Genomic DNA, 19345 nt, shown 5'->3' with positions numbered 1-19345 from the left:
ATGTATTACTTAGGAAAGGCCTTTAATAGCGGTCGAAGTGGCGGAAAAAGGAGCTTACCTTCATTTTGATTACGCCTAAAACAGCCTCCTTAAAAATGCCTTTCGACATTTTGGAAACACCCTTGGTGCGATCTGTGAAAATGATAGGCACCTCTTTTATTTTAAACCCATATTTATAGGCCAGGAACTTCATCTCGATCTGGAAAGCATAGCCTACGAAACGGATTTTGTTAAGCTGTATAGTTTCGAGCACAATACGGCGGTAACATTTAAAACCAGCTGTGGTATCCGCTATAGGCATACCTGTGATCAGGCGCACATAGTGGCTGGCAAAGTACGACATGAGTACGCGGCTCATGGGCCAGTTTACCACATTTACACCTTGTATATAACGGCTGCCGATGGCTACATCGTAGCCACCCTCTGCACAGGCAATATATAGCTTTATAAGGTCTTCCGGGTTATGCGAAAAATCGCAGTCCATTTCAAAGATGTACTCATAGCCTTCACGCAGGGCATATTTAAAGCCATGAATATAAGCGGTTCCTAAACCAAGCTTGCCTTTTCGCTCCTCTAAATGTAGCCGGCCAAGGTATTCCTGCTGCAGGCTACGCACCATATCGGCTGTGCCGTCTGGCGAACCATCGTCTATGATCAGCAACTCGAACGGGTGACTCAACGACATCACCTTTCTCACCATAGCCTCAATATTGTCCCGTTCGTTATAGGTTGGGATAATCACCAACGAGTCTTTCATGCTTCAAATATAGCTAATCAGCTATTGTGGATTAAATCTGATGTTAAATTAATTTAAAAGATATAAAAGTTGTTTCTGCCCGGAAGGCTGCTGTTGAAGTTGGATTATAAAGCTAATTAATTGGCAGGTAGCGGTTTAATGACAAATCTGTGGCTATGTTAGCTTAAGCTATACTTTAAACGCTGAAGCGGCATCTATCTTATACATAGCAGCATGAATTAATTTTAGCCACAAAGTTCGTGTTGCTTCTTTTACCTTTGTAGTAAATATATTACAAACGCATGCAACCAAAGCAGAAATGTGTGTTCCTGGACCGTGACGGAGTTCTGAACAGGGAACGGGGCGACTATACCTATAGACTGAACGAATTCGAAGTAATACCCGGCGTGCCGGAGGCCCTGGCGATGCTGAAGCAGGAAGGCTTTCTGTTGATCGTTATAACGAACCAGGGTGGAATAGCCAAAGGTTTATATAGTAAACTGGAGGTTATAGCCTGCCATCAGAAGTTACAGGAAAGCTGTGGCAGTTTAATCAATGCTATCTATATGGCTCCTGCACATCCGGCATACTCAGAATCGCTGGCCCGGAAGCCGGATAGCCTGATGTTTGAACGGGCGATTGCCAGGTATAACATAGACGCTGCTGCAAGTTGGATGGTGGGAGATGCCCTGCGGGATATGCAGGCTGCCGCGAAAGCAGGCGTAAAAGGAGTTCTGGTAGGAGAGCACCAACCGTCCGGAGCCTACAGGTGGCAGGCAAAAGATTTGCTGGAGGCAGCAGAACAGATTCTTTCAGACATAAAAAAACCAGCTTAAGAGCTGGTTTTTTTATGTCTGAAAGCAAGTATATTAACTATTTACTTTATTAGATACGGGTGAGGTTTCTGTATTTGATACTTTAGGTTTTGCCTGCGTGTCCTGCGCATAGTTATAAGCCGGGCAGTACGTTTTGCACGATCCTAAGCTTAAAGCCAGGCAAAAAGTGCCAAATAATAGAAGTTTTTTCATTTTGTTTTCGGTTAAAAGATTAAGGGATTTCAAAAATACTACAATCCTTATAAAAACAAAATTCCCTCATCATGAAAATAAAATAAAAAATTTCATGTTTTTAAACTTCGTACCCTAGGATTTTCAGCATTGCTTCGCTCGACTGCTCCGGTGCAAACTGCCACGATTTCAGCTCCCCGTTTTCATCTTTATCGATGATAACGTGCTGAGGGGCAGGAATCAAGCAATGTTTGATGCCGCCATAACCACTCAGCGACTCCTGGTAAGCACCCGTATGGAAAAAGCCGATGTATAATGGCTCCTTCTTTGTGTAGTGCGGCAGGAACACCTGGAACGAGTGCATCTCAGAATTGTAATAATCCTGGCTGTCGCACGTCATGCCTCCTAATTGTATTTTTTGGTAATTCTTATCCCAATGGTTAATGGCAAGCAGTGGCCAGCGCTGGTTCAGTGCCCAGGCATCCGGAAGGTTCGTGATAAAAGAACCATCAATCATATACCACAATTCTTTATCGTTCTGAAGTTTTTCATCCAGGATAGAATAAATAGTGGCTCCGCTTTCGCCAACCGTAAAAATACCGAACTCTGTAAAGATATTTGGCTCCGGCACACCCTCCGCGCCACAAATGCGCTTAATGGTACGCAGAATCTCCTCTATCATATAACGATAGTCGTAGTCGGCCTGAATAGAGGTTTTAATCGGGAAGCCGCCACCGATGTCTATCGTATCGAGCTCCGGGCAAATCTTCTTCAGTTCGCAGTACTTGCGCACAAAGCGGCTCAGTTCCGACCAGTAGTACGACGTGTCTTTTATACCTGTGTTGATAAAGTAATGGAGCATTTTCAGCTCAAACTTCGGATCGTTCTTTATCTGCTGCTCATATAAGTCAATTACATCGTTGTAGCGCACTCCAAGGCGGGAAGTATAAAACTCGAACTTTGGTTCTTCGTCAGACGCCAGGCGCATGCCCACTTTGCATTTCTCAACCGTTACGTGCTCTTTGTAATACTCTATCTCGCCCAAATGGTCAAGAATAGGCATGCAATTCTTAAAGCCGTCATTTATAAGCTCAGAAATCCACTGGCGGTAACGCTCACGCTTAAACCCGTTACAAACGATGTACGTGTCCTTCGTGATCTTGCCTTTCTTGTACAGTGCCCGCACAATCTGCATGTCGTAGCCTGAAGAGGTTTCGATATGGATATCGTTCTTCAGAGCCTCCTCCAACACAAAGTTAAAGTGCGACGATTTTGTGCAGTAGCAATAGGTGTAAGTGCCTTTATAATCAATTTTCTCCATCGACTCAGCGAACAGGCGCTTTGCTTTCTGGATTTGAGAACTAATCTTCGGTAAGTAAGTTAATTTAAGAGGGGTGCCATATTCTTTAATGATATCCATAAGGGGGATCCCATTAAAAAAGAGCTCATTGTTCTCCACCTGGAACTCCTCTGTAGGGAAATCAAAGGTTTGATGTATTAAATCTGAGTATTTATCCATTTAGTTTGATATAGTCTTAATAAGCTATGCAATATTGTCTGTATTTTACAATCTTTGCAAAAAGTTTGTTCAAATTATATAGCTGAGGCCGAACATATTTTATACCCTATACCTATACTTAGGTCAGGGAGGTTTGTTTGGCTTATCTTAAATTATAGTGAACGAATACATTACACATGGAAAAAGTAAAACTGATTGAGGTACGGTCGGAACTAGGCGCCGGAACACGCGGGGCCAGTATGGGCATTGAGGCGCTGCGGGTAGCCTGCTGGGACAAAGGCTCTGATTACTTTAAGCGTTTTAATGCTGTGAGCGTGCCAGACCTCAACTATACTTTGTTCGAAAAAGATGTTTTCCCGAACGCGCACCGCATCGATAGTATCCTGACGGTTCAGAAGAACATCAGTAATACCGTGGCACAAACTATCCGGATGGATATGTTTCCGCTGGTGCTCTCCGGTGATCACTCCAATGCTCATGGAACCATTGCAGGTATAAAGGCAGCTTACCCAGATAAAACATTAGGCGTGATCTGGATTGATGCCCATGCCGATATCCATTCGCCCTATACTTCTCCTTCGGGAAATGTGCACGGTATGCCGCTTGCCATGGCCCTTAACCTCGATAACCTTGACCGGCAGATAAACGACCCGGAGCCGGAAACAGTGTTTTTCTGGAACTCGCTTAAGAAACTCGGCTTCGACGGACCTAAGCTAAAACCGGAGCACCTGGTGTATATGGTAGTGCGTGATACCGAAGAACCCGAAGATTTCCTGCTACAGAAGTACGGCATTAAAAATTTTACGTATGCCGAATTGCTTTCTAAGGGCGTGCAGCAGGTGGTATCGGAAGCCCTGAAGCGTCTGGAGGAGTGCGACATCTTATATGTTTCATTTGATGTAGACAGCCTCGACTCTAAATTCTCCAAAGGAACAGGGACACCAGTAGAAATCGGATTGACTGTAGAAGAGGCAAAAGAAATTAACTACCTGCTCCTGCAGGACCCGCGTGTGGTTTGCTACGAAATGACAGAGATAAATCCTACCCTGGATACTGAAAACACCATGGCCGAAAATGCGTTCGAAATTTTGGAAACAGCAACGGAGGCCATCCTTTATAAAGAATCAAAAAATACACTCATACATTAATGCAACTAGAAGCTACTATTAGCCAGCGCATTAGCGAGGCACTAAAAGCCACATTCGATCTTTCTGTAGAGGCCGTGCAGATAAGCCTGCAGCCCACCCGTAAAGAATTTGCAGGCTCTTTCACGTTTGTTACTTTCCCATATACCAAACAGGTGGGCAAAGGGCCTGAGCAAATAGGAGAAGCGCTGGGAGCATACCTGAAAGAGCATGCTGCCGAAATAAAGAACTATAATGTAGTAAAGGGTTTCCTGAACCTGGAGGTAGAGGAGAAAGAGTGGTTGCGTTTGTTCCGGGACTTGCTGCAGAACCAGGGCTATGGCCTGGCAGAAGCATCCGGTAAAAATGTGATAGTAGAGTATTCTTCTCCTAATACCAATAAGCCGCTTCACCTGGGGCACCTGCGCAATAATTTCCTGGGTTATTCGGTGGCGGAGATTCTGAAGGCTAACGGACACCAGGTACTGAAAGCTAATCTGGTGAACGACCGTGGTATCCATATCTGTAAGTCGATGCTGGCTTACCAGAAGCTGGGAAATGGCGAAACGCCGGAAAGCAGCGGCATTAAAGGAGACCATCTGGCTGGCAAATACTATGTGCTTTTTGATAAAGCCTATAAAGAGCAGATAGATGAGCTGGTGGCCAATGGAATGGATAAAGAGGAGGCCAAGAAAAAAGCTCCGCTCATGCTGGAAGCACAGGAAATGCTGCAGAAGTGGGAGCAGGGCGATGCGGAGGTGGTAGCCCTCTGGAAGCAAATGAACAGCTGGGTATATGCCGGCTTTGATGAAACTTACCGTAACATCGGGGTTGACTTTGATAAATTCTACTATGAGTCCGGCACTTATATGCTCGGCAAAGAGCGGGTAGAAGAAGGGCTGCAAAAAGAGGTTTTCTACCGCAAAGAGGACGGTTCTGTATGGGTAGACCTGACGGATGAAGGGCTGGACCAGAAACTGGTGCTGCGTGGCGATGGTACCTCCGTATACATTACCCAGGACCTTGGAACAGCAGAACTAAAGTACAACGACTTTCCGTACGACCAGTCGGTATATGTTGTGGCCGATGAGCAGAACTATCATTTCCAGGTGCTCAAAGCTATCTTGAAAAAGCTTGGCAAGCCTTATGCCGAAGGAATATACCACTTGTCTTATGGCATGGTAGACCTGCCTTCCGGTAAAATGAAATCGAGGGAGGGTACTGTGGTAGATGCAGACGAGCTGGTGGCTGAAATGATTGACACCGCACGCCAGCAGACAGAGGAACTCGGAAAGATAGACGGGTTTACACCGGATGAGGCGCAGCGGCTGTATCATACGTTGGCAATGGGGGCGCTGAAATATTTCCTGCTAAAGGTGGATCCGAAAAAGCGGATGCTGTTTAATCCGCAGGAGTCGATTGACTTTAAAGGAAACACCGGGCCTTTCATTCAATACACCCATGCCCGTATCTCTGCAATTTTGCGTAAAGCAAATGAATTAGGGATTGCTGTGGATATAGCTGCTTTTGAACAGTTTGCAGAGCTGCACGAGACAGAGCAAGAGGTAATTGCCCAGCTCGTAAACTTCTCCAATACAGTAAAAGAGGCGGGCAATTTGTATGCGCCGTCTATCATTGCAAACTATGCGTATGAGTTAGCAAAAGCCTATAATCGTTTTTATCAGGAAATTTCGATTTTTAATGAAACTAATGAGGAGGCTCGTTGTTTTAGAATAGCACTGTCTGGAGCGGTAGCCCGCTTTATTCGTGTAAGCATGAGTTTACTAGGAATAGAAGTGCCGGAGCGCATGTAGCCTTTTTCTTTATTCTGTCTGAAGTTAGTGATAAAGAAAAAAAAGTCGTTTAGGTATTAGGTTATTTCCTATAATATTCATAATTCGTAGAACAATTCTGAATTTGAACTAAAATGACAAGAGAAGCTAAATTCTTATTCCAGACACTGGTATTTATATTGTTATTAGCTGCTGTAGTTTCGTGGGCTGCTCCTGATTTATCGCCAATAAGTGATATTACTAACCGAAATACAATTATGGAAAATACAAGTGCTGAAACCAAGGGCTTTTACAGCTTCAAAATGAAGTCAGTGGATGGAAAAGATGTTGATTTCTCGCAATATAAAGGAAAAAAGGTGCTGGTGGTAAACACAGCCTCTGAGTGCGGGTACACCAAACAGTATGCTGACCTTCAGAAGCTGCATGAAACTTACGGCAACAAAGTTATAGTGCTTGGCTTCCCTGCCAATAATTTTGGGGGCCAGGAGCCGGGTTCTAACGAGGATATTGCAGCTTTCTGCCAGAAGAACTTTGGCGTTACGTTTCCGCTATTCGAAAAAATATCAGTGGTGGGCGACGACAGAGCACCTCTTTATACCTGGTTAGAGCAAAACTCACCTAACAAGGATAAACCTAGCTGGAACTTCTGCAAGTATCTTATAAACGAGCAGGGCAAGGTAGTGGCATTCTTCCCTTCTAAAGTGAACCCAATGGGGGAGGAGCTGATCGCTGCTATAAAGTAAACCGGGCAGTTCGTTTACTGCACTCTTAAATTGCTGCCAGCATAAACTGTGCAGCGGTAATGGAACGAAGCAACTATTTTGGAATATACATCAACACAACCAGCATCAAATCCAGGCCTTGTCAGGGCCTGGATTTCCGCTTTTAGGCCGCGTACGCTGCCTCTGGCATTTTCCTGTATAGCGATGGGGGGCTTTATGGCTGCGGCTCATGGAGCCTTTAATGGCGCTATTGTTAGCCTGTGTGTGCTAACCACGCTTTTTTTGCAAATACTGTCTAACCTGGCCAACGACTATGGCGATTCTGTGCATGGGGCAGATAGTGTGCACCGGGAAGGGCCGAAACGGGCTGTACAGGCGGGCCTGATTAAGGCAGCGCATATGAAGAAGGGCATGATTGTTTTTAGCCTTCTTTCCCTGATTTCGGGGTTGCTGCTATTGTGGGTGGCATTTGGCACGGAGGGAATGCTGCTGGCATTGCTGTTCCTGGGAATAGGACTGGCCTGTATTTGGGCTGCCATCAACTATACGGCTGGTTCCAAACCTTACGGCTATGCAGGGCTGGGCGATATTTCGGTATTTATTTTCTTTGGATTGGTAGGAGTGCTGGGTACCTATTTTTTGCAGGCGCAGGTATTTCACGCCGATGTGGTACTGCCTGCGTTGGTTTGCGGCTTCTTCTCCACAGCGGTGCTGAATGTAAATAATATCCGCGATATTAATTCTGATCGTTTAGCCGGAAAAATATCTATACCTGTTCGTTTGGGGCCTGTGCGTGCCCGCATATACCATCTGTTTCTTTTGGCAGGAGGTGTGTTAAGCGCGGTGGTTTATGCAGCCCTGAACTTTGCCAGCTGGTGGCAATTCTTATTCTTGCTGGTGCTGCCGCTTTTGCTGTTAAATGGTATAAACGTTTGGAGGAAGCAAACATCACAGCAGCTGGATCCTTACCTGAAGCAAATGGCGCTTTCTACCTTGCTGTTTGTACTACTTTTCGGAATAGGGCAGTTGCTATAAAATTAGTAATCTGGTATTCAAAGGCGCAGCTAATATTAAATAAAATATAATTTTACAGAGGTATAGTTAAAAGGCTGCGGGTTTTTACAAGCTTTTATTTTTATTAAATTTTGATGTGTAGCCGATTTTCAGGAACCGATAAATTATTTTAATTGTCTTTTGCATTACAATAAATTAATGATTTATATTGTAAGAGCCAATCTTAAATAATTGAATTAATCCATGAAAACATTGCTTAAGAAGGTTGTAAAGCCTTTTCTTCCAAAGTATGAAGTAATTTGTACTAATTACCAGATTATACCTGGTATGCCTGTTAACAAAAACCAGTCGAAGCATTCTTTTGAGAGAGGTGCCAGCAAAGAAGCAAAAGAGTTTTATGGCAAAGTAATCTCTTCTGATTTCACTAAAAACATGGCTCCCGTTGAAGTACACCTGAGAAGATGGGGAATGACGGTGGCAAAGACGCAAATTGGACCAGTAGAAGACCTGAAGAAATTTAAAATATCTGCTTAGTTTTATCTAAGCCATAAACAAAGAGGGCCGCTTTTAAAGCGGCCCTCTTTGTTTATGGCTTAACCAGGTTTAGTTGCCCGATTTTTGTTCTCCGCCGCCGCCAGATAAGTCGTCGTTTTTGATACCGCGTTTCTTGCGGGCAATATCGCCTTTCAGCTTACCAAAGCGATAGTTAAAAGACAGGTTAAACCTCCTTTGAATAAAATACGATTCCATGAGCTGTGTAAATTCAGGCCCTTGTACTTCGTTAAAGTAACGGCGTTCTTTCTGGAAAGGGTTGGAGACGGAAAAATTAACGGTGGCCTTATTTTCTTTCAGGAATTGCTTACTCAGAGACAGGCTGTTAAACATATAGCCAGCTGATCTGCCTTGCAGCAATACACTCGGCGAGTTATAGCCTATGTTGCCGCTCAGTCTCCAGTCTTTCTCAAACCGATAGCTGCTATAGGCGAAGATATTGGCCGTTAAGCCGCTGTTATCCTGTGGCTGGCCATCAACAAAGCTATTCAGCTGAACATAATTAAGCGTACCATTCAGGTTTATACTGAGTTTCTTAAATAAGGTAGTGTTTCCGAAAAGCGATAGGCCATAGGTCCTGTTTTTGCCAATGTTTTCGTAGGTAGTTCTGGCGATAGAATCAGAACCTAAAGTGGTATAGCGCTGGATGGAGTTATTGGTAAAGTTATGGAACAGACTGGCATTGATAGACGAGCCCTTTATAAACGTATTATAGGCCAGGGTAAATACATTGTTAGTGGCTGGCTCCAGTTTAGGGTTGCCATAGCTGATGTTAAAAGTATCTATCGCATTTACGTATGGGTTAATCAGGTACAGGCTCGGTCGTTCAATTCGCTGTGTATAAGAAAACCGGACTGAGCTCATACTTTTGAGCATGCGCGATATGGTTACGTTCGGGATCGGGTTAAAGTAATCCTGTTCCACAAACCTTTTAGACGATCTGAAATTTGCATCAATTACAGTTTCTTCTAAACGGAGGCCCACCTTCATGCCCCATTTGTCTTTTTTCAGGTTAATGGAAGAGTAAGCTGCATAAATGTCCTGCCTGTAGTCGAAGTTGTTGCTCAGTTCCGGTACAAGCTCGTATGTTCCCAGATCAATGTTTGTAAACCGTTTATAAAAATAGTCGCTGCTGTTAAGCCTGAAAATACCTTTTACACCAACTTCGAAGGTGTGTTTCTTAATTGGCTGTACATAGTCTGCCTGAACAGTATGTTCGGTCGATCTGCCATCGTTTTCGGTAGCATAAGCTTCAGAGCTGTAGTTTAGGCGAGGCTCGGTTCTGAAGTTAGATAAGCTACCGTTACCGCTGGAATTGTACTTATAAGAAAGGGTAAAAAGCTGCTCTTTGCTCTTTTTAAAGGTGCGCTGGTAATCAACACCAAAGTCGTTGCCACTCCATTCGTTGGTGCCATCTGAAATGCGGGAGAAAGCACGAATTGGCTGGCCTGTATAATCCACCTGGTTTACGTCCTGGAAATTGGTATTTTCTCCGTTGCTTATGTTAAAGTTATAGTTGGCTGTAAACAGGTTAAGGGTGTCGAGCTCAAAACTTACCTCACCACTAAAATACTGGAAGTTTCCTTCGCTGTTGCTTCTGCCGATTTGTTCTAATTCGGTATTAAATATCCGGTCTTCCCGTAGCGAATAGTTTCTGCTTGTAGGGCTGTAGTAGGTGCTTTGGCCGAAGTAGCCTGAGAAACCGAATTTGCCTGCTTTGGCTGTTAAATAACCACCTGCGTTTACTCCTCTTGGTTCGCTTACTCCCAGGTTAATTGAACCATTATAGCCTCCAATGTTTTTCTTGTGTGTGATAATGTTAATGATGCCGCCTACACCCTCTGCCTCATATTTGGAAGGAGGGTTGGTGATAACCTCGATGCTTTTGATCGTGCTGGCGGGCATACTTTTAAACACATCTTTCGGGTTGCGCACAAAAAGAGACGAGGTTTTACCATTAATAAGGATTCTGTAGCTGCCACTGCCATTCAACTGAATATTGTCTTCGGCATCCACACTTAAAAGTGGTACTTTCCGCAGCATGTCCAGGGCTGTGAGTGTCTGGCTTTCGGGGTCTGCATCAACGTTATAGGCAATTTTATCTACATCCTGCGTTACCAGCAGCTTTTCGGCAGTTACTTCTACCTCTTTTAACTGTGTGGTTGTAGAGGTGAGAAGAATGCTCCCCAGATCGACGGTCGTATGGGTGGCGGAGAGGTTTGCAATATCGATGGTTTTGCGTTGATAGCCCATGTAGTTTATAATGAGCTGGTACTTGTTGTACGGTAAACCACTTATTTCAAAAGAGCCGTTGTCTTTGGTGTAGGTACTTTTGATAGCCTGATCTTTGCCAGCCTCTTTTAGTACAACTGTAACAAAACCTAATTTAGCGGCATTGGCGGAGTCTGCTACAACTCCTTTTATAACGCCATCCGAAACTGGTAAAATGGTTTGTGCATAGGATGCTGTAAAACAGCAGCAGAGAAAGAAGAGGAGGAAAGCTTGTCTCATAACATTTATTGTTGAAAAATTAGAAAACGAGGTATAGCCTATACTGCAGACTTCACTTGCTCTTTCTCACTCTCGCACTTTACTGCCGGTAGGTAAATTATTTATCCAAAGATAACAATTGTTCTAACATTAACTATTTTTTTAGTTAAAATTAATTAAAAATAATCTTCGATTAAGACTATTAAACGATTTAGCTCGGTAATGCTAAAACAATTTTGTATGATGTTATAATGATTGTTACTGTATTATATAAATACTAAAACGGTATCTCGCTTTATATAGTATAGGCTATATAGGATATAAACTACTTGTTGAAGAACAAAAAAGCCTTCCATTCGGAAGGCTTTTCATTAACTGTCAGTTTTTTCAGGTTTTGGTCCCAAAGGTTTGTTGCGGTTTCTATTTCTGTTTCTATTGTTTTTGCGAGGTTGACCTGAAGCTGGTGCCTGTCCTGCCTGTGCCTGTTCTACAGCTTGTGCTGTAGGTGCTGTGCCAGCCTGTTCCGGCTTTGGCCTGGACCGGTTTTTACTTTCTCCCCGATGGTGCTTGCTGCGTTTGTCTTTGTTATCGGGTCTGGCATTCGGGTTCCTGCTTTTGTTTCTGCCGCTTTTGTCATCCCGGCGTGTAGGATCATAGGCAGGGCCTGGACCAAAGTCTTCCGGTAAAGGCAGTTTCGGAAGTTCGCGCTCTATAAGCCGCTCTACCTTCTGCACCCGGTACATGTCTTTTTCATTTACAAAGGTAATGGCCATTCCGGTTGATGCAGCTCTGGCAGTACGTCCTACCCGGTGCACATAATCTTCGGCATCCTGTGGCATGTCAAAGTTTACCACGTGGCTCAGGCTGTCTATATCAATACCCCTGGAAAGAATATCGGTCGCTACCAGTATCTGATATTGTTTGTTTTTGAACCCTTGTAGTGCCTTCTCCCGCTCATCCTGGTTCATGTCGGATTGTATGCCCTCCGCTTCAAAGCCCATCTTCTGTAAAGATCTGACAATCTGGCTTACATTCGATTTTCGGGAAGTAAAGATGATCATGCTCTGTACTTCCAACTGGCGCAGTAAATGCTCCAGAAGAGGTAGCTTTTGGTTATCGAAGGTTAGGTATAGGCGCTGGTCTATACCTTCGGCTGGTTTCGAAATAGCCAGGTTTATCTCTTCAGGTTGCTGCAGAATCTGCTTTGCCAACTCCCTGATTTTGCGAGGCATGGTAGCAGAGAATAAAAGCGTTTGGCGCTTGGTAGGTAACTGGCGTACAATTTTAAGTATATCGTCCATAAAACCCATGTCCAGCATCTTGTCGGCTTCGTCTAAAACCAGGTAGTCGAGCTGGTCGAGTTTTACATAACCAAGCGCCATGTGCGACATTAGCCGGCCTGGCGTAGCTATTATAATATCGGCACCGGAGGTAAGAGCCCGTTTCTGTTGGTCCCACTCGCCGCCTTTGTTGCCACCGTAAATGGCGATAGAGCTAACCGATGCGAAATAGCCAAAGCCTTCCACCTGCTCGTCTATTTGCTTGGCGAGTTCCCGGGTTGGCACCAGTACCAAGGTGCTGGTGTGGCTGGCATTTGCATGTGAAATACGGTCTATAAGTGGCAGAAGGTAAGCAGCAGTTTTGCCGGTACCCGTTTGCGCACAGGCTATAATATCTTTCTGATCCAAGATGAGCGGAATAGCCTGCTGTTGAACTGGTGTAGGGGAATTGTATCCCATCGATTCTATACCAGTTATTACATCTTCGTGTAAGTTAAACGAACGAAAGTCCAAAGTTTCTAATGATTTTGCTTTTTGAAAAAACCTATTTGCTTCAGCAAATACAGTTTAGATTAAAGTAAAGATACAATAATTATGTTGCTAACAATACGCTTCGTGCAAACTAATCATGTTTTAGGTTATACGCCTGAGCTATTTACGTTTGATAAATGCCAGAAGGAGATGTGAGGCTGTGAGAATAATTCAATTTTAGTTCTTGCTGCTCATGCTTACAGGCTGCCACAACTGTCTGCAAATGCCTGGTTGCGTATTGATAGAGCTTATATAATAATATCCTTATATTTATTTTACTATATGTTAAGTTATATTTAAGGTGAAACAAAGCCAATTTTACGACGTAATGTTCCATAAAGCTTTTGTAATTACAATAGACTTAATTTGAAAATATAATACTAGAAATAGGATATGAAAAAAGCCATACAAGAATCACCAAACTTCTATTTGTTGCTTGGTGTTAACATAATTAATGCGATCTTTCTATTTTTATAGGATATAGACTCCGTCATACCAGACATGAAAAGAGAGTCCTGCTCGTGAGCAGGACTCTCTTTTTATTTTGCAGGCTCCTGCAAAATTATTGCTTCAGCAAAGCAGCCTCAATAAAAATTTACATTTTGTTAATTTTGAGCTGACAAAACCTGTGGAAATAACCTTCAGGGGTGTTAGCAGGTAAAGAGAAACCCATATCATTACAACAAAGCATTTCTGATACAATGGCTGGGCACAACAAATGGTCGCAGATTAAACGAAAAAAAGGAGCCTTAGACGCGAAGCGCTCTAAAATCTTTACCAAGCTAATTAAAGAGATAACGGTTGCCTCCAAAGAGGGAGGTCCTGATCCTGCCGGTAACCCTCGCCTGCGCCTGGCTATACAAAGTGCAAAGGCTGTTAACATGCCAAAAGATAATATAGAGCGGGCCATACGCAAAGGAGAGGGGAACGATGCCAATTACATGGAAGTTAGCTACGAGGGCTATGCTACAAATGGTGTGGCCATATTTGCGGAAGCCATGACAGATAACATTAACCGGACGGTACAGAACCTTCGCACGCTTTACAATAAGTACAACGGTAGTTTAGGTACCAATGGCTCTCTGGAGTTTATTTTCGACAGGAAAGGCGTGTTCGTTCTCAAAAATAAGGCAGATGAGCTCCCGGATGAGGAGGAATTTACGCTCCTGATGATTGATGCCGGCGCTGAGGAAGTTGTGTTTGATGAAGAGTATATAACGGTATACTGTGCGATGGAAGATTTTGGGGCAATGCAAAAGAAGGTGGAAGAGTTGGAGCTTGAATTGGAAAGTGCCGAACTGCAGCGTATCCCGAAAACAACAGTGATGGTGGAAGACAATGAGGCAGTAAGAAAGATTTTGCAGTTTATCGAGGCGCTTGAAGATGATGACGATATACAAAGAGTCTATCATAACCTGGAGCTGAACGAGGAGCAGTTACAGGAGCTTGATGCCTGATTTGTAGAAATGCCGAAAGCCCCGTATTATAGGCGGTGCTGCTTGCTTGAAGCATCTTCGGAGTACAAATCAAGCCTTATGAGTTGTTTTGCAGCCATGGCTAATTTTAAACCTAGTAACTTAAATTACTGTACATAAGGCAAGGACCAAATGATATTCGACACCTCTATGGAAGACAGACTAGATAGTATTGTAAACGGGATGCAGCAAAAGTCTGCGACTAAACAGCTCATATTCCGCAATACAAAAGAGACATTTGCAAAACTGAAGGAAGTAGCCCGGGAAGTAGTAGATGAACTTTCTGAGCGTATCACACAATACGATGCTAACATAATTATTGAGTATAAAGAGATTAACGAATACGAATTCAATATTAAGTTCTCTGGCGACCTGCTCATCTTTATAATGCACTCCAACATCATTACGTTTCCTGACGATTATAAAATTATGCAGAGCAGCTATGTGCAGGAAGATTTCAGGCGAAGGTTCTTTGGCCATATCATGGCTTATAATTTTATGGCCGACTCCATCAAGTATGGTCGCCTGGATGATCCGGGTTACCTGATTGGGCGCATGCTGATCAATTTTGAAAAGCATTTTTGCCTGGAAGGAGTAAAGCAGATGGATTTGCCATTCGAGGGCTTCTCCAAAAACCCGCTTAAGGACGAAGATCTTCGCATAATAGTTGAAAGTGCTATGATAGCCGCAGTAAACAATGATCTAATGGGGCAGGATGTAAGTGATATCGAAAAGATAAGTTTAAAGCAGAAGTTCGATAACATGCACCTCACTTCAAATAAAAAACTCGGCTTTATGATGAACCACCAGCTAACACATTAGCTGATGGCAAAATGTAATGCAATACATAAGCCCCGCTTCTATAGCAGATGTATATCTATAGAAGCGGGGCTTAATGCTATAAGGGGCTTAAATAACTTCAGATAATTCGAGCCAGCGCATTTCCTTCTCTTCCAGTTCTTCGTTTAGCTGCTCCAGTTCCTTTGCCCAGGCCGTAAGCTGCTCGTGGTCGGTGGTGGTGCCGGCATTCATCAGGTTAATAACTTCGGTCTTACGTGCCTCCAGTTTAGGAATCTCTTTTTCGAGTTGCTCATACTCTTTCTTCTCGTTATAAGATGCTTTTCGCTTGCCCGATGAGGCTGCAGGCTGCTGTTGTTTCAATACAGGAGCTGATGCGGCAGGTTTCTTAACTTCCTGTTCCTGCTTTTCCTGTTCTTTAAGCCATTCGCGGTAATCGGTATAGTTGCCCGGAAAGTTTCGGATGTTGCCTTCTCCCTCAAATACAAACAAATGCTCTACCAGCCTGTCCATAAAGTAGCGGTCGTGTGAAACAATAAGCAGGCACCCTCCGAAATTCAGGAGAAAATCTTCCAGAATATTCAGTGTGATGATATCGAGGTCGTTGGTTGGCTCATCCAGAATAAGGAAATTCGGGTTTTTGATGAGTACACGCAGTAACTGAAGCCTTCTTTTTTCGCCGCCACTCAGTTTGCTGACGAACGTATACTGTTGAGCTGGCGGAAACTGGAAATGCTGTAGGAACTGCGATGCAGTGATCACTTCTCCGTTAGCCATTTCAACTACTTCGGCTATTTCCTTTACAATGTCAATCACGCGCTGGTCGTCGCGGAAGGTAAGCTCATCCTGGGTATAATAGCCGAAAATAGTTGTTTGTCCTGCTATAATAGTGCCTTGGTCTGGCGCAAGCTTACCGGTTAGCATGTTCAGGAAAGTAGATTTGCCTGCACCATTTGGCCCGACTATACCTAAGCGGTCTTTCTTTTTGAAGACATAAGTAAAATCGTCTACAATTTTCTTGTCTCCGAATGTTTTCGAAATATGCTCTACCTCTATTACTTTGCCTCCCTGGCGGGTTGTTTTAACAGATAGCTCCAGTTGTGGAGCAGCTGTTTTCTTGGCAGCTTTTTCTTTTAGCTCCTCAAACGCATCTACCCGGTATTTTGCTTTGGTCCCCCTGGCTTTGGGCTGTCGCCTGATCCAGTCCAGTTCTTTGCGCATCAGGTTACGGGCCTTTTCTGTTTCGGCAACAGCCATTTCCTCGCGCTCTGCTTTTTTCTCGACAAAGTAACTATAGTTGCCCTTGTAAGTATAGAGCTGGCCATTATCCAGTTCAGCAATCTCATTGGCTACCTTATCCAGAAAATAACGGTCGTGGGTTACCATCAGCAGGGTCGTATTCTGGGTAGAGAGCAAATTCTCCAGCCACTCAATTGTTTCCAGGTCGAGGTGGTTGGTTGGCTCGTCCAGGATAAGCATGTTCGGTTCTTCTATCAGTACACGGGCCATGGCAATTCGTTTGCGCTGGCCTCCGGAAAGATGCTTTATGTAGTTGTCGAGGTTATGAATACCAAGTTTCGAAAGGATCTGCTTTACCTTCACTTCAAAATCCCAGGCCTGGAGTTCATCCATACGCTCCATCAGTTGCTGCATTTTAGCAGAGCTGGTGTTGGTATCGGCAATGGCAGCTTCGTATGCCTTAATAGTCTCCAGCACCTCGTTCTGGTTCGAAAAAATGGCTTGCTGTACAGTCGCTTCCTCGTCAAATTCAGGATTCTGGCCCAAATAGCCTATGCTCACCTCCTTGCGTACACTTACACTGCCTTCGTCGGGCGGAATTTTTCCTGCCAGCACATTCAGTAATGTTGTTTTGCCTGAGCCGTTTACACCCACCAGCGCCACACGCTGGCCCTGGCTGATACCGAAGTTTAAGTTTTTAAACAGCCAGCGTTCGCTGAAGCTTTTAGATATATTTTCTGCAGATAAATAATTCATATACAAATTTAAGCATTTAAAAGCTTTGTAGGCTGTAAAATAAAACAGGCTAGCCAAAATGGCTAGCCTGTTTTATTTTACAAAGAGATGTCTTCTTTAAATTCTTTCTTTTTGTACGTTGTTAGTGTTGTATGCACGGCTTGGCACACGGTGTGTGGTAAGCGATGCCAGTATAGAAAATACACCGAAAATTACATGTGGTAAATATACCTGATCGGCAAACCCAAACAACCAAGGCGAAAGCGCTAAAATAACACCTATACCAAAGTCGAGCATCAAGTGTGTTGGCATTGGGATCATTTTAACAATACCTACCTCAAAATCGGTTAAGATAGTTTGTATCAATACCATGGCACCAATCACTACAGGCACCCATGTTTCTGCGCCACCTGCAGCAAAATTGAACAACCATGGCGAGGCAATCAACAGAATGCCTACTATATAATCCAAGATTCCGTGGAATCGTGTCGGGATAAATCTCATAACGTCCTCCTTTCTGTTAATTTATGATCTGAATATACGCAGGTAACCAGAGGAGGTTGGTGATTTTTGTATTATGTTAATATTTTAGCTAAATACTATTATGGTTTTTGATATATAGTCATGCAGCATTTGTTTGCGTCTGCTACTCATAATCAATAAGAAACCTAAAAAGAAAGGCAGGGCAGAAAGAGCCTTGGCGAAGTAGCGCAAATTGGCTTGAATAAAGTTAATGCGCTTTCCGCGTATATCGGTCACTTTCATGCCAAGTGTAAATTTGCCAATGGTAGCCTGCTTGGGAGACGATTCGAAAATAGTATAATAAAACCAGTGAAGAACTAGGAAGTAAGAATTGTAAAATAGTGACCTAAAAATAAAATTGGCTTCTTTGAAACTGATAAAGCCATCGGCAATCATGCTTTTCCACGAAAGAAGGTGCATGGTTTCGTCAGATGCCGAGTACAATATAATAGAGTATAAAAACACAATAATAGTAGAGTCAACCAAAAAGGCAACCAGGCGGGTAGTAAAGCCTCCGTAGAGAGACAGCTTTTTATAAGTCGGAGTTGAAGCCATTACAGGCATGAGTGTTTTCATAAAAAGGTAGCACTATACAGCTCCGGAAGTCCAGGAGCAAGCCCAATAGTTTTGTTGGAAGCTGCAGGGCAGGCTGAAAGTATCATTTATTCTTTTGTTCAGCAGAGACGTCAATAAGTAGGATAAAAGTATAAAAAATTATTTATATACCAAAATATTATTTAAAATAATATGGTTATAGTTAAATAATGTAGATCATTTATGTCGTTGAACCTGCCGTTCAGCACCTGTTATAATAAATGCCTATATTCTAAAACTTACTTATGACAGGCTAGCATTTCTTTTAACACTTTTTGCCATAACTTCGCGATTATGGTACAAGAAATGAAACAGAGGCCTATCGGTGTTTTTGATAGCGGTATAGGCGGACTTACAGTAGCGCAGGCTATTATTAATGTTTTACCCAACGAAAGAATAATTTATTTTGGTGATACAGCGCACCTGCCTTATGGCGATAAATCAACAGCAGCAATTCAGTCTTATGCTGTAAAAATATGTGATCTGCTTATCCGGCAGCATTGCAAAGTAATCCTGATTGCCTGCAATTCGGCCTCTGCCGCTGCCTATGAACTGGTAAAAGAGTATGTGGGCAGTAAAGCAAAGGTGCTGAATGTAATCGACCCGATTGTACAGCATATAGGGCAAACGTATCCTGCGAAAACAATCGGGCTGATTGGTACAAAGCAAACTGTAAACTCGAACGTATACCGGAAAAAGGTAGATGAACTGGACCTGGATATATATTTAAAGTCGGTTGCAACACCTTTACTGGCAGCCATGATCGAAGAAGGCTTTTTTAATGATTCCATTTCAGAAAGTGTGATCAATGCTTACCTTTCCGATCCGGAGCTTCAGCAGGTGGAGGCTCTTATTCTGGGGTGTACCCATTATCCGCTTATAAAAAAGCAGATAGAAAAATATTACCAGGGAAAAGTAGATGTGCTGGATGCCAGCCAGATTGTGGCTGCGCATGTAAAGCTTTTCCTGGAAGAACAGGGTTTGCTGGCGGAAAAGCAGCAGGGCGACCATAAATTTTATGTGTCGGATTTTACACGTTCTTTTGAAGAAAGTACCCGTATCTTCTTTAAAAGACAGGTGCACCTGGAGCACTATCCGCTCTGGGAATAAGGAAGCAATAAACCTGGGTTCTAATAAGAAGGATTGCCTGCTTTAGATAAAGAGGCCGTTTTAAAGCAATATTAGATAAAGAGGCCGTTTTAAAGCAATAATTG

Annotated in this window: 16 protein-coding genes; 9 read left to right on the top strand and 7 right to left on the bottom strand. The window is 43.4% G+C overall.

Annotation, left to right across the window (positions count from 1 at the left end; translation table 11 throughout):
• Window positions 1-22: 22 nt before the first annotated feature.
• Window positions 23-757, bottom strand: coding sequence for a polyprenol monophosphomannose synthase (locus C1N53_RS12165; protein ID WP_137759570.1), 735 nt, complete (start codon window positions 755-757; stop codon window positions 23-25).
• Between the two features lie 281 nt (window positions 758-1038).
• On the opposite strand from C1N53_RS12165, the gene C1N53_RS12160 reads away from it, so the two are divergent.
• On the top strand, window positions 1039-1572 hold the full coding sequence (locus C1N53_RS12160) for an HAD-IIIA family hydrolase (RefSeq protein ID WP_137759569.1): 534 nt from the start codon (window positions 1039-1041) through the stop codon (window positions 1570-1572).
• Window positions 1573-1864: 292 nt separating this feature from the next.
• Here the strand turns inward: C1N53_RS12160 and C1N53_RS12155 are convergent, their stop codons facing one another.
• Complete coding sequence (locus C1N53_RS12155; protein ID WP_137759568.1) at window positions 1865-3262, bottom strand: arginine decarboxylase; 1398 nt, start codon at window positions 3260-3262, stop codon at window positions 1865-1867.
• Between the two features lie 176 nt (window positions 3263-3438).
• On the opposite strand from C1N53_RS12155, the gene rocF reads away from it, so the two are divergent.
• The 5 genes from rocF to C1N53_RS12130 all read left to right on the top strand — a co-directional run bounded on the left by rocF (window position 3439) and on the right by C1N53_RS12130 (window position 8449).
• Entirely contained in the window at window positions 3439-4410 is a 972-nt protein-coding gene (gene rocF / locus C1N53_RS12150; RefSeq protein WP_137759567.1) for an arginase, read from the top strand.
• Window positions 4410-6200, top strand: a complete 1791-nt coding sequence (argS, locus tag C1N53_RS12145) for an arginine--tRNA ligase (protein ID WP_137759566.1) — start codon at window positions 4410-4412, stop codon at window positions 6198-6200. Before rocF ends, argS begins: the two co-directional genes overlap by 1 nt.
• Window positions 6201-6436: 236 nt before the next feature.
• Window positions 6437-6922 (top strand): glutathione peroxidase, encoded by a 486-nt coding sequence (locus C1N53_RS12140; protein WP_240773208.1) that lies wholly within the window; start codon window positions 6437-6439, stop codon window positions 6920-6922.
• A gap of 78 nt (window positions 6923-7000) precedes the next feature.
• On the top strand, window positions 7001-7936 hold the full coding sequence (locus tag C1N53_RS12135) for a 1,4-dihydroxy-2-naphthoate polyprenyltransferase (RefSeq protein ID WP_137759564.1): 936 nt from the start codon (window positions 7001-7003) through the stop codon (window positions 7934-7936).
• Between the two features lie 222 nt (window positions 7937-8158).
• Window positions 8159-8449: a hypothetical protein gene (locus C1N53_RS12130; protein WP_137759563.1), complete on the top strand. Its 291-nt coding sequence runs from the start codon at window positions 8159-8161 to the stop codon at window positions 8447-8449.
• Window positions 8450-8518: 69 nt separating this feature from the next.
• Here C1N53_RS12130 and C1N53_RS12125 read toward each other — a convergent pair whose 3' ends face one another.
• Window positions 8519-10978 (bottom strand): outer membrane beta-barrel family protein, encoded by a 2460-nt coding sequence (locus C1N53_RS12125; protein ID WP_137759562.1) that lies wholly within the window; start codon window positions 10976-10978, stop codon window positions 8519-8521.
• Between the two features lie 350 nt (window positions 10979-11328).
• Window positions 11329-12696, bottom strand: coding sequence for a DEAD/DEAH box helicase (locus C1N53_RS12120; protein ID WP_137761488.1), 1368 nt, complete (start codon window positions 12694-12696; stop codon window positions 11329-11331).
• A 773-nt stretch (window positions 12697-13469) separates the two neighbouring features.
• Between C1N53_RS12120 and C1N53_RS12115 the strand changes: the two genes are divergently transcribed.
• Both C1N53_RS12115 and C1N53_RS12110 read left to right on the top strand, forming a co-directional pair.
• Window positions 13470-14225, top strand: coding sequence for a YebC/PmpR family DNA-binding transcriptional regulator (locus C1N53_RS12115; protein ID WP_137759561.1), 756 nt, complete (start codon window positions 13470-13472; stop codon window positions 14223-14225).
• Between the two features lie 168 nt (window positions 14226-14393).
• Window positions 14394-15065, top strand: coding sequence for a hypothetical protein (locus C1N53_RS12110; RefSeq protein WP_137759560.1), 672 nt, complete (start codon window positions 14394-14396; stop codon window positions 15063-15065).
• An 87-nt stretch (window positions 15066-15152) separates the two neighbouring features.
• Here C1N53_RS12110 and C1N53_RS12105 read toward each other — a convergent pair whose 3' ends face one another.
• The 3 genes from C1N53_RS12105 to C1N53_RS12095 all read right to left on the bottom strand — a co-directional run bounded on the left by C1N53_RS12105 (window position 15153) and on the right by C1N53_RS12095 (window position 18113).
• A complete protein-coding gene (locus tag C1N53_RS12105) occupies window positions 15153-17036 on the bottom strand; it encodes an ABC-F family ATP-binding cassette domain-containing protein (RefSeq protein WP_137759559.1) in 1884 nt (627 codons plus the stop codon).
• A 96-nt stretch (window positions 17037-17132) separates the two neighbouring features.
• Window positions 17133-17519, bottom strand: a complete 387-nt coding sequence (locus C1N53_RS12100) for an SPW repeat protein (RefSeq protein ID WP_137759558.1) — start codon at window positions 17517-17519, stop codon at window positions 17133-17135.
• Between the two features lie 84 nt (window positions 17520-17603).
• Window positions 17604-18113, bottom strand: a complete 510-nt coding sequence (locus C1N53_RS12095; RefSeq protein ID WP_240773207.1) for an RDD family protein — start codon at window positions 18111-18113, stop codon at window positions 17604-17606.
• A 324-nt stretch (window positions 18114-18437) separates the two neighbouring features.
• On the opposite strand from C1N53_RS12095, the gene murI reads away from it, so the two are divergent.
• On the top strand, window positions 18438-19241 hold the full coding sequence (murI, locus tag C1N53_RS12090) for a glutamate racemase (protein ID WP_168194019.1): 804 nt from the start codon (window positions 18438-18440) through the stop codon (window positions 19239-19241).
• Window positions 19242-19345: the final 104 nt, after the last annotated feature.

The organism is Pontibacter sp. SGAir0037 (genome assembly GCF_005491705.1).
Classification (GTDB): domain Bacteria; phylum Bacteroidota; class Bacteroidia; order Cytophagales; family Hymenobacteraceae; genus Pontibacter.
The sequence above is the reverse complement of the archived record's forward strand: the minus strand, read 5'-3'. Positions and strand labels throughout refer to the sequence as shown.

Coding starts and splice junctions, on each gene's coding strand:
- C1N53_RS12165 (WP_137759570.1), bottom strand. CDS start 757: ATGAAAGACTCGTTGGTGATTATCCCAACCTATAACGAACGGGACAAT.
- C1N53_RS12105 (WP_137759559.1), bottom strand. CDS start 17,036: ATGAATTATTTATCTGCAGAAAATATATCTAAAAGCTTCAGCGAACGC.
- C1N53_RS12110 (WP_137759560.1), top strand. CDS start 14,394: ATGGAAGACAGACTAGATAGTATTGTAAACGGGATGCAGCAAAAGTCT.
- C1N53_RS12155 (WP_137759568.1), bottom strand. CDS start 3,262: ATGGATAAATACTCAGATTTAATACATCAAACCTTTGATTTCCCTACA.
- C1N53_RS12115 (WP_137759561.1), top strand. CDS start 13,470: ATGGCTGGGCACAACAAATGGTCGCAGATTAAACGAAAAAAAGGAGCC.
- C1N53_RS12130 (WP_137759563.1), top strand. CDS start 8,159: ATGAAAACATTGCTTAAGAAGGTTGTAAAGCCTTTTCTTCCAAAGTAT.
- argS (WP_137759566.1), top strand. CDS start 4,410: ATGCAACTAGAAGCTACTATTAGCCAGCGCATTAGCGAGGCACTAAAA.
- C1N53_RS12140 (WP_240773208.1), top strand. CDS start 6,437: ATGGAAAATACAAGTGCTGAAACCAAGGGCTTTTACAGCTTCAAAATG.
- murI (WP_168194019.1), top strand. CDS start 18,438: ATGAAACAGAGGCCTATCGGTGTTTTTGATAGCGGTATAGGCGGACTT.
- rocF (WP_137759567.1), top strand. CDS start 3,439: ATGGAAAAAGTAAAACTGATTGAGGTACGGTCGGAACTAGGCGCCGGA.
- C1N53_RS12160 (WP_137759569.1), top strand. CDS start 1,039: ATGCAACCAAAGCAGAAATGTGTGTTCCTGGACCGTGACGGAGTTCTG.
- C1N53_RS12120 (WP_137761488.1), bottom strand. CDS start 12,696: ATGGGATACAATTCCCCTACACCAGTTCAACAGCAGGCTATTCCGCTC.
- C1N53_RS12125 (WP_137759562.1), bottom strand. CDS start 10,978: ATGAGACAAGCTTTCCTCCTCTTCTTTCTCTGCTGCTGTTTTACAGCA.
- C1N53_RS12100 (WP_137759558.1), bottom strand. CDS start 17,519: ATGAGATTTATCCCGACACGATTCCACGGAATCTTGGATTATATAGTA.
- C1N53_RS12095 (WP_240773207.1), bottom strand. CDS start 18,113: ATGAAAACACTCATGCCTGTAATGGCTTCAACTCCGACTTATAAAAAG.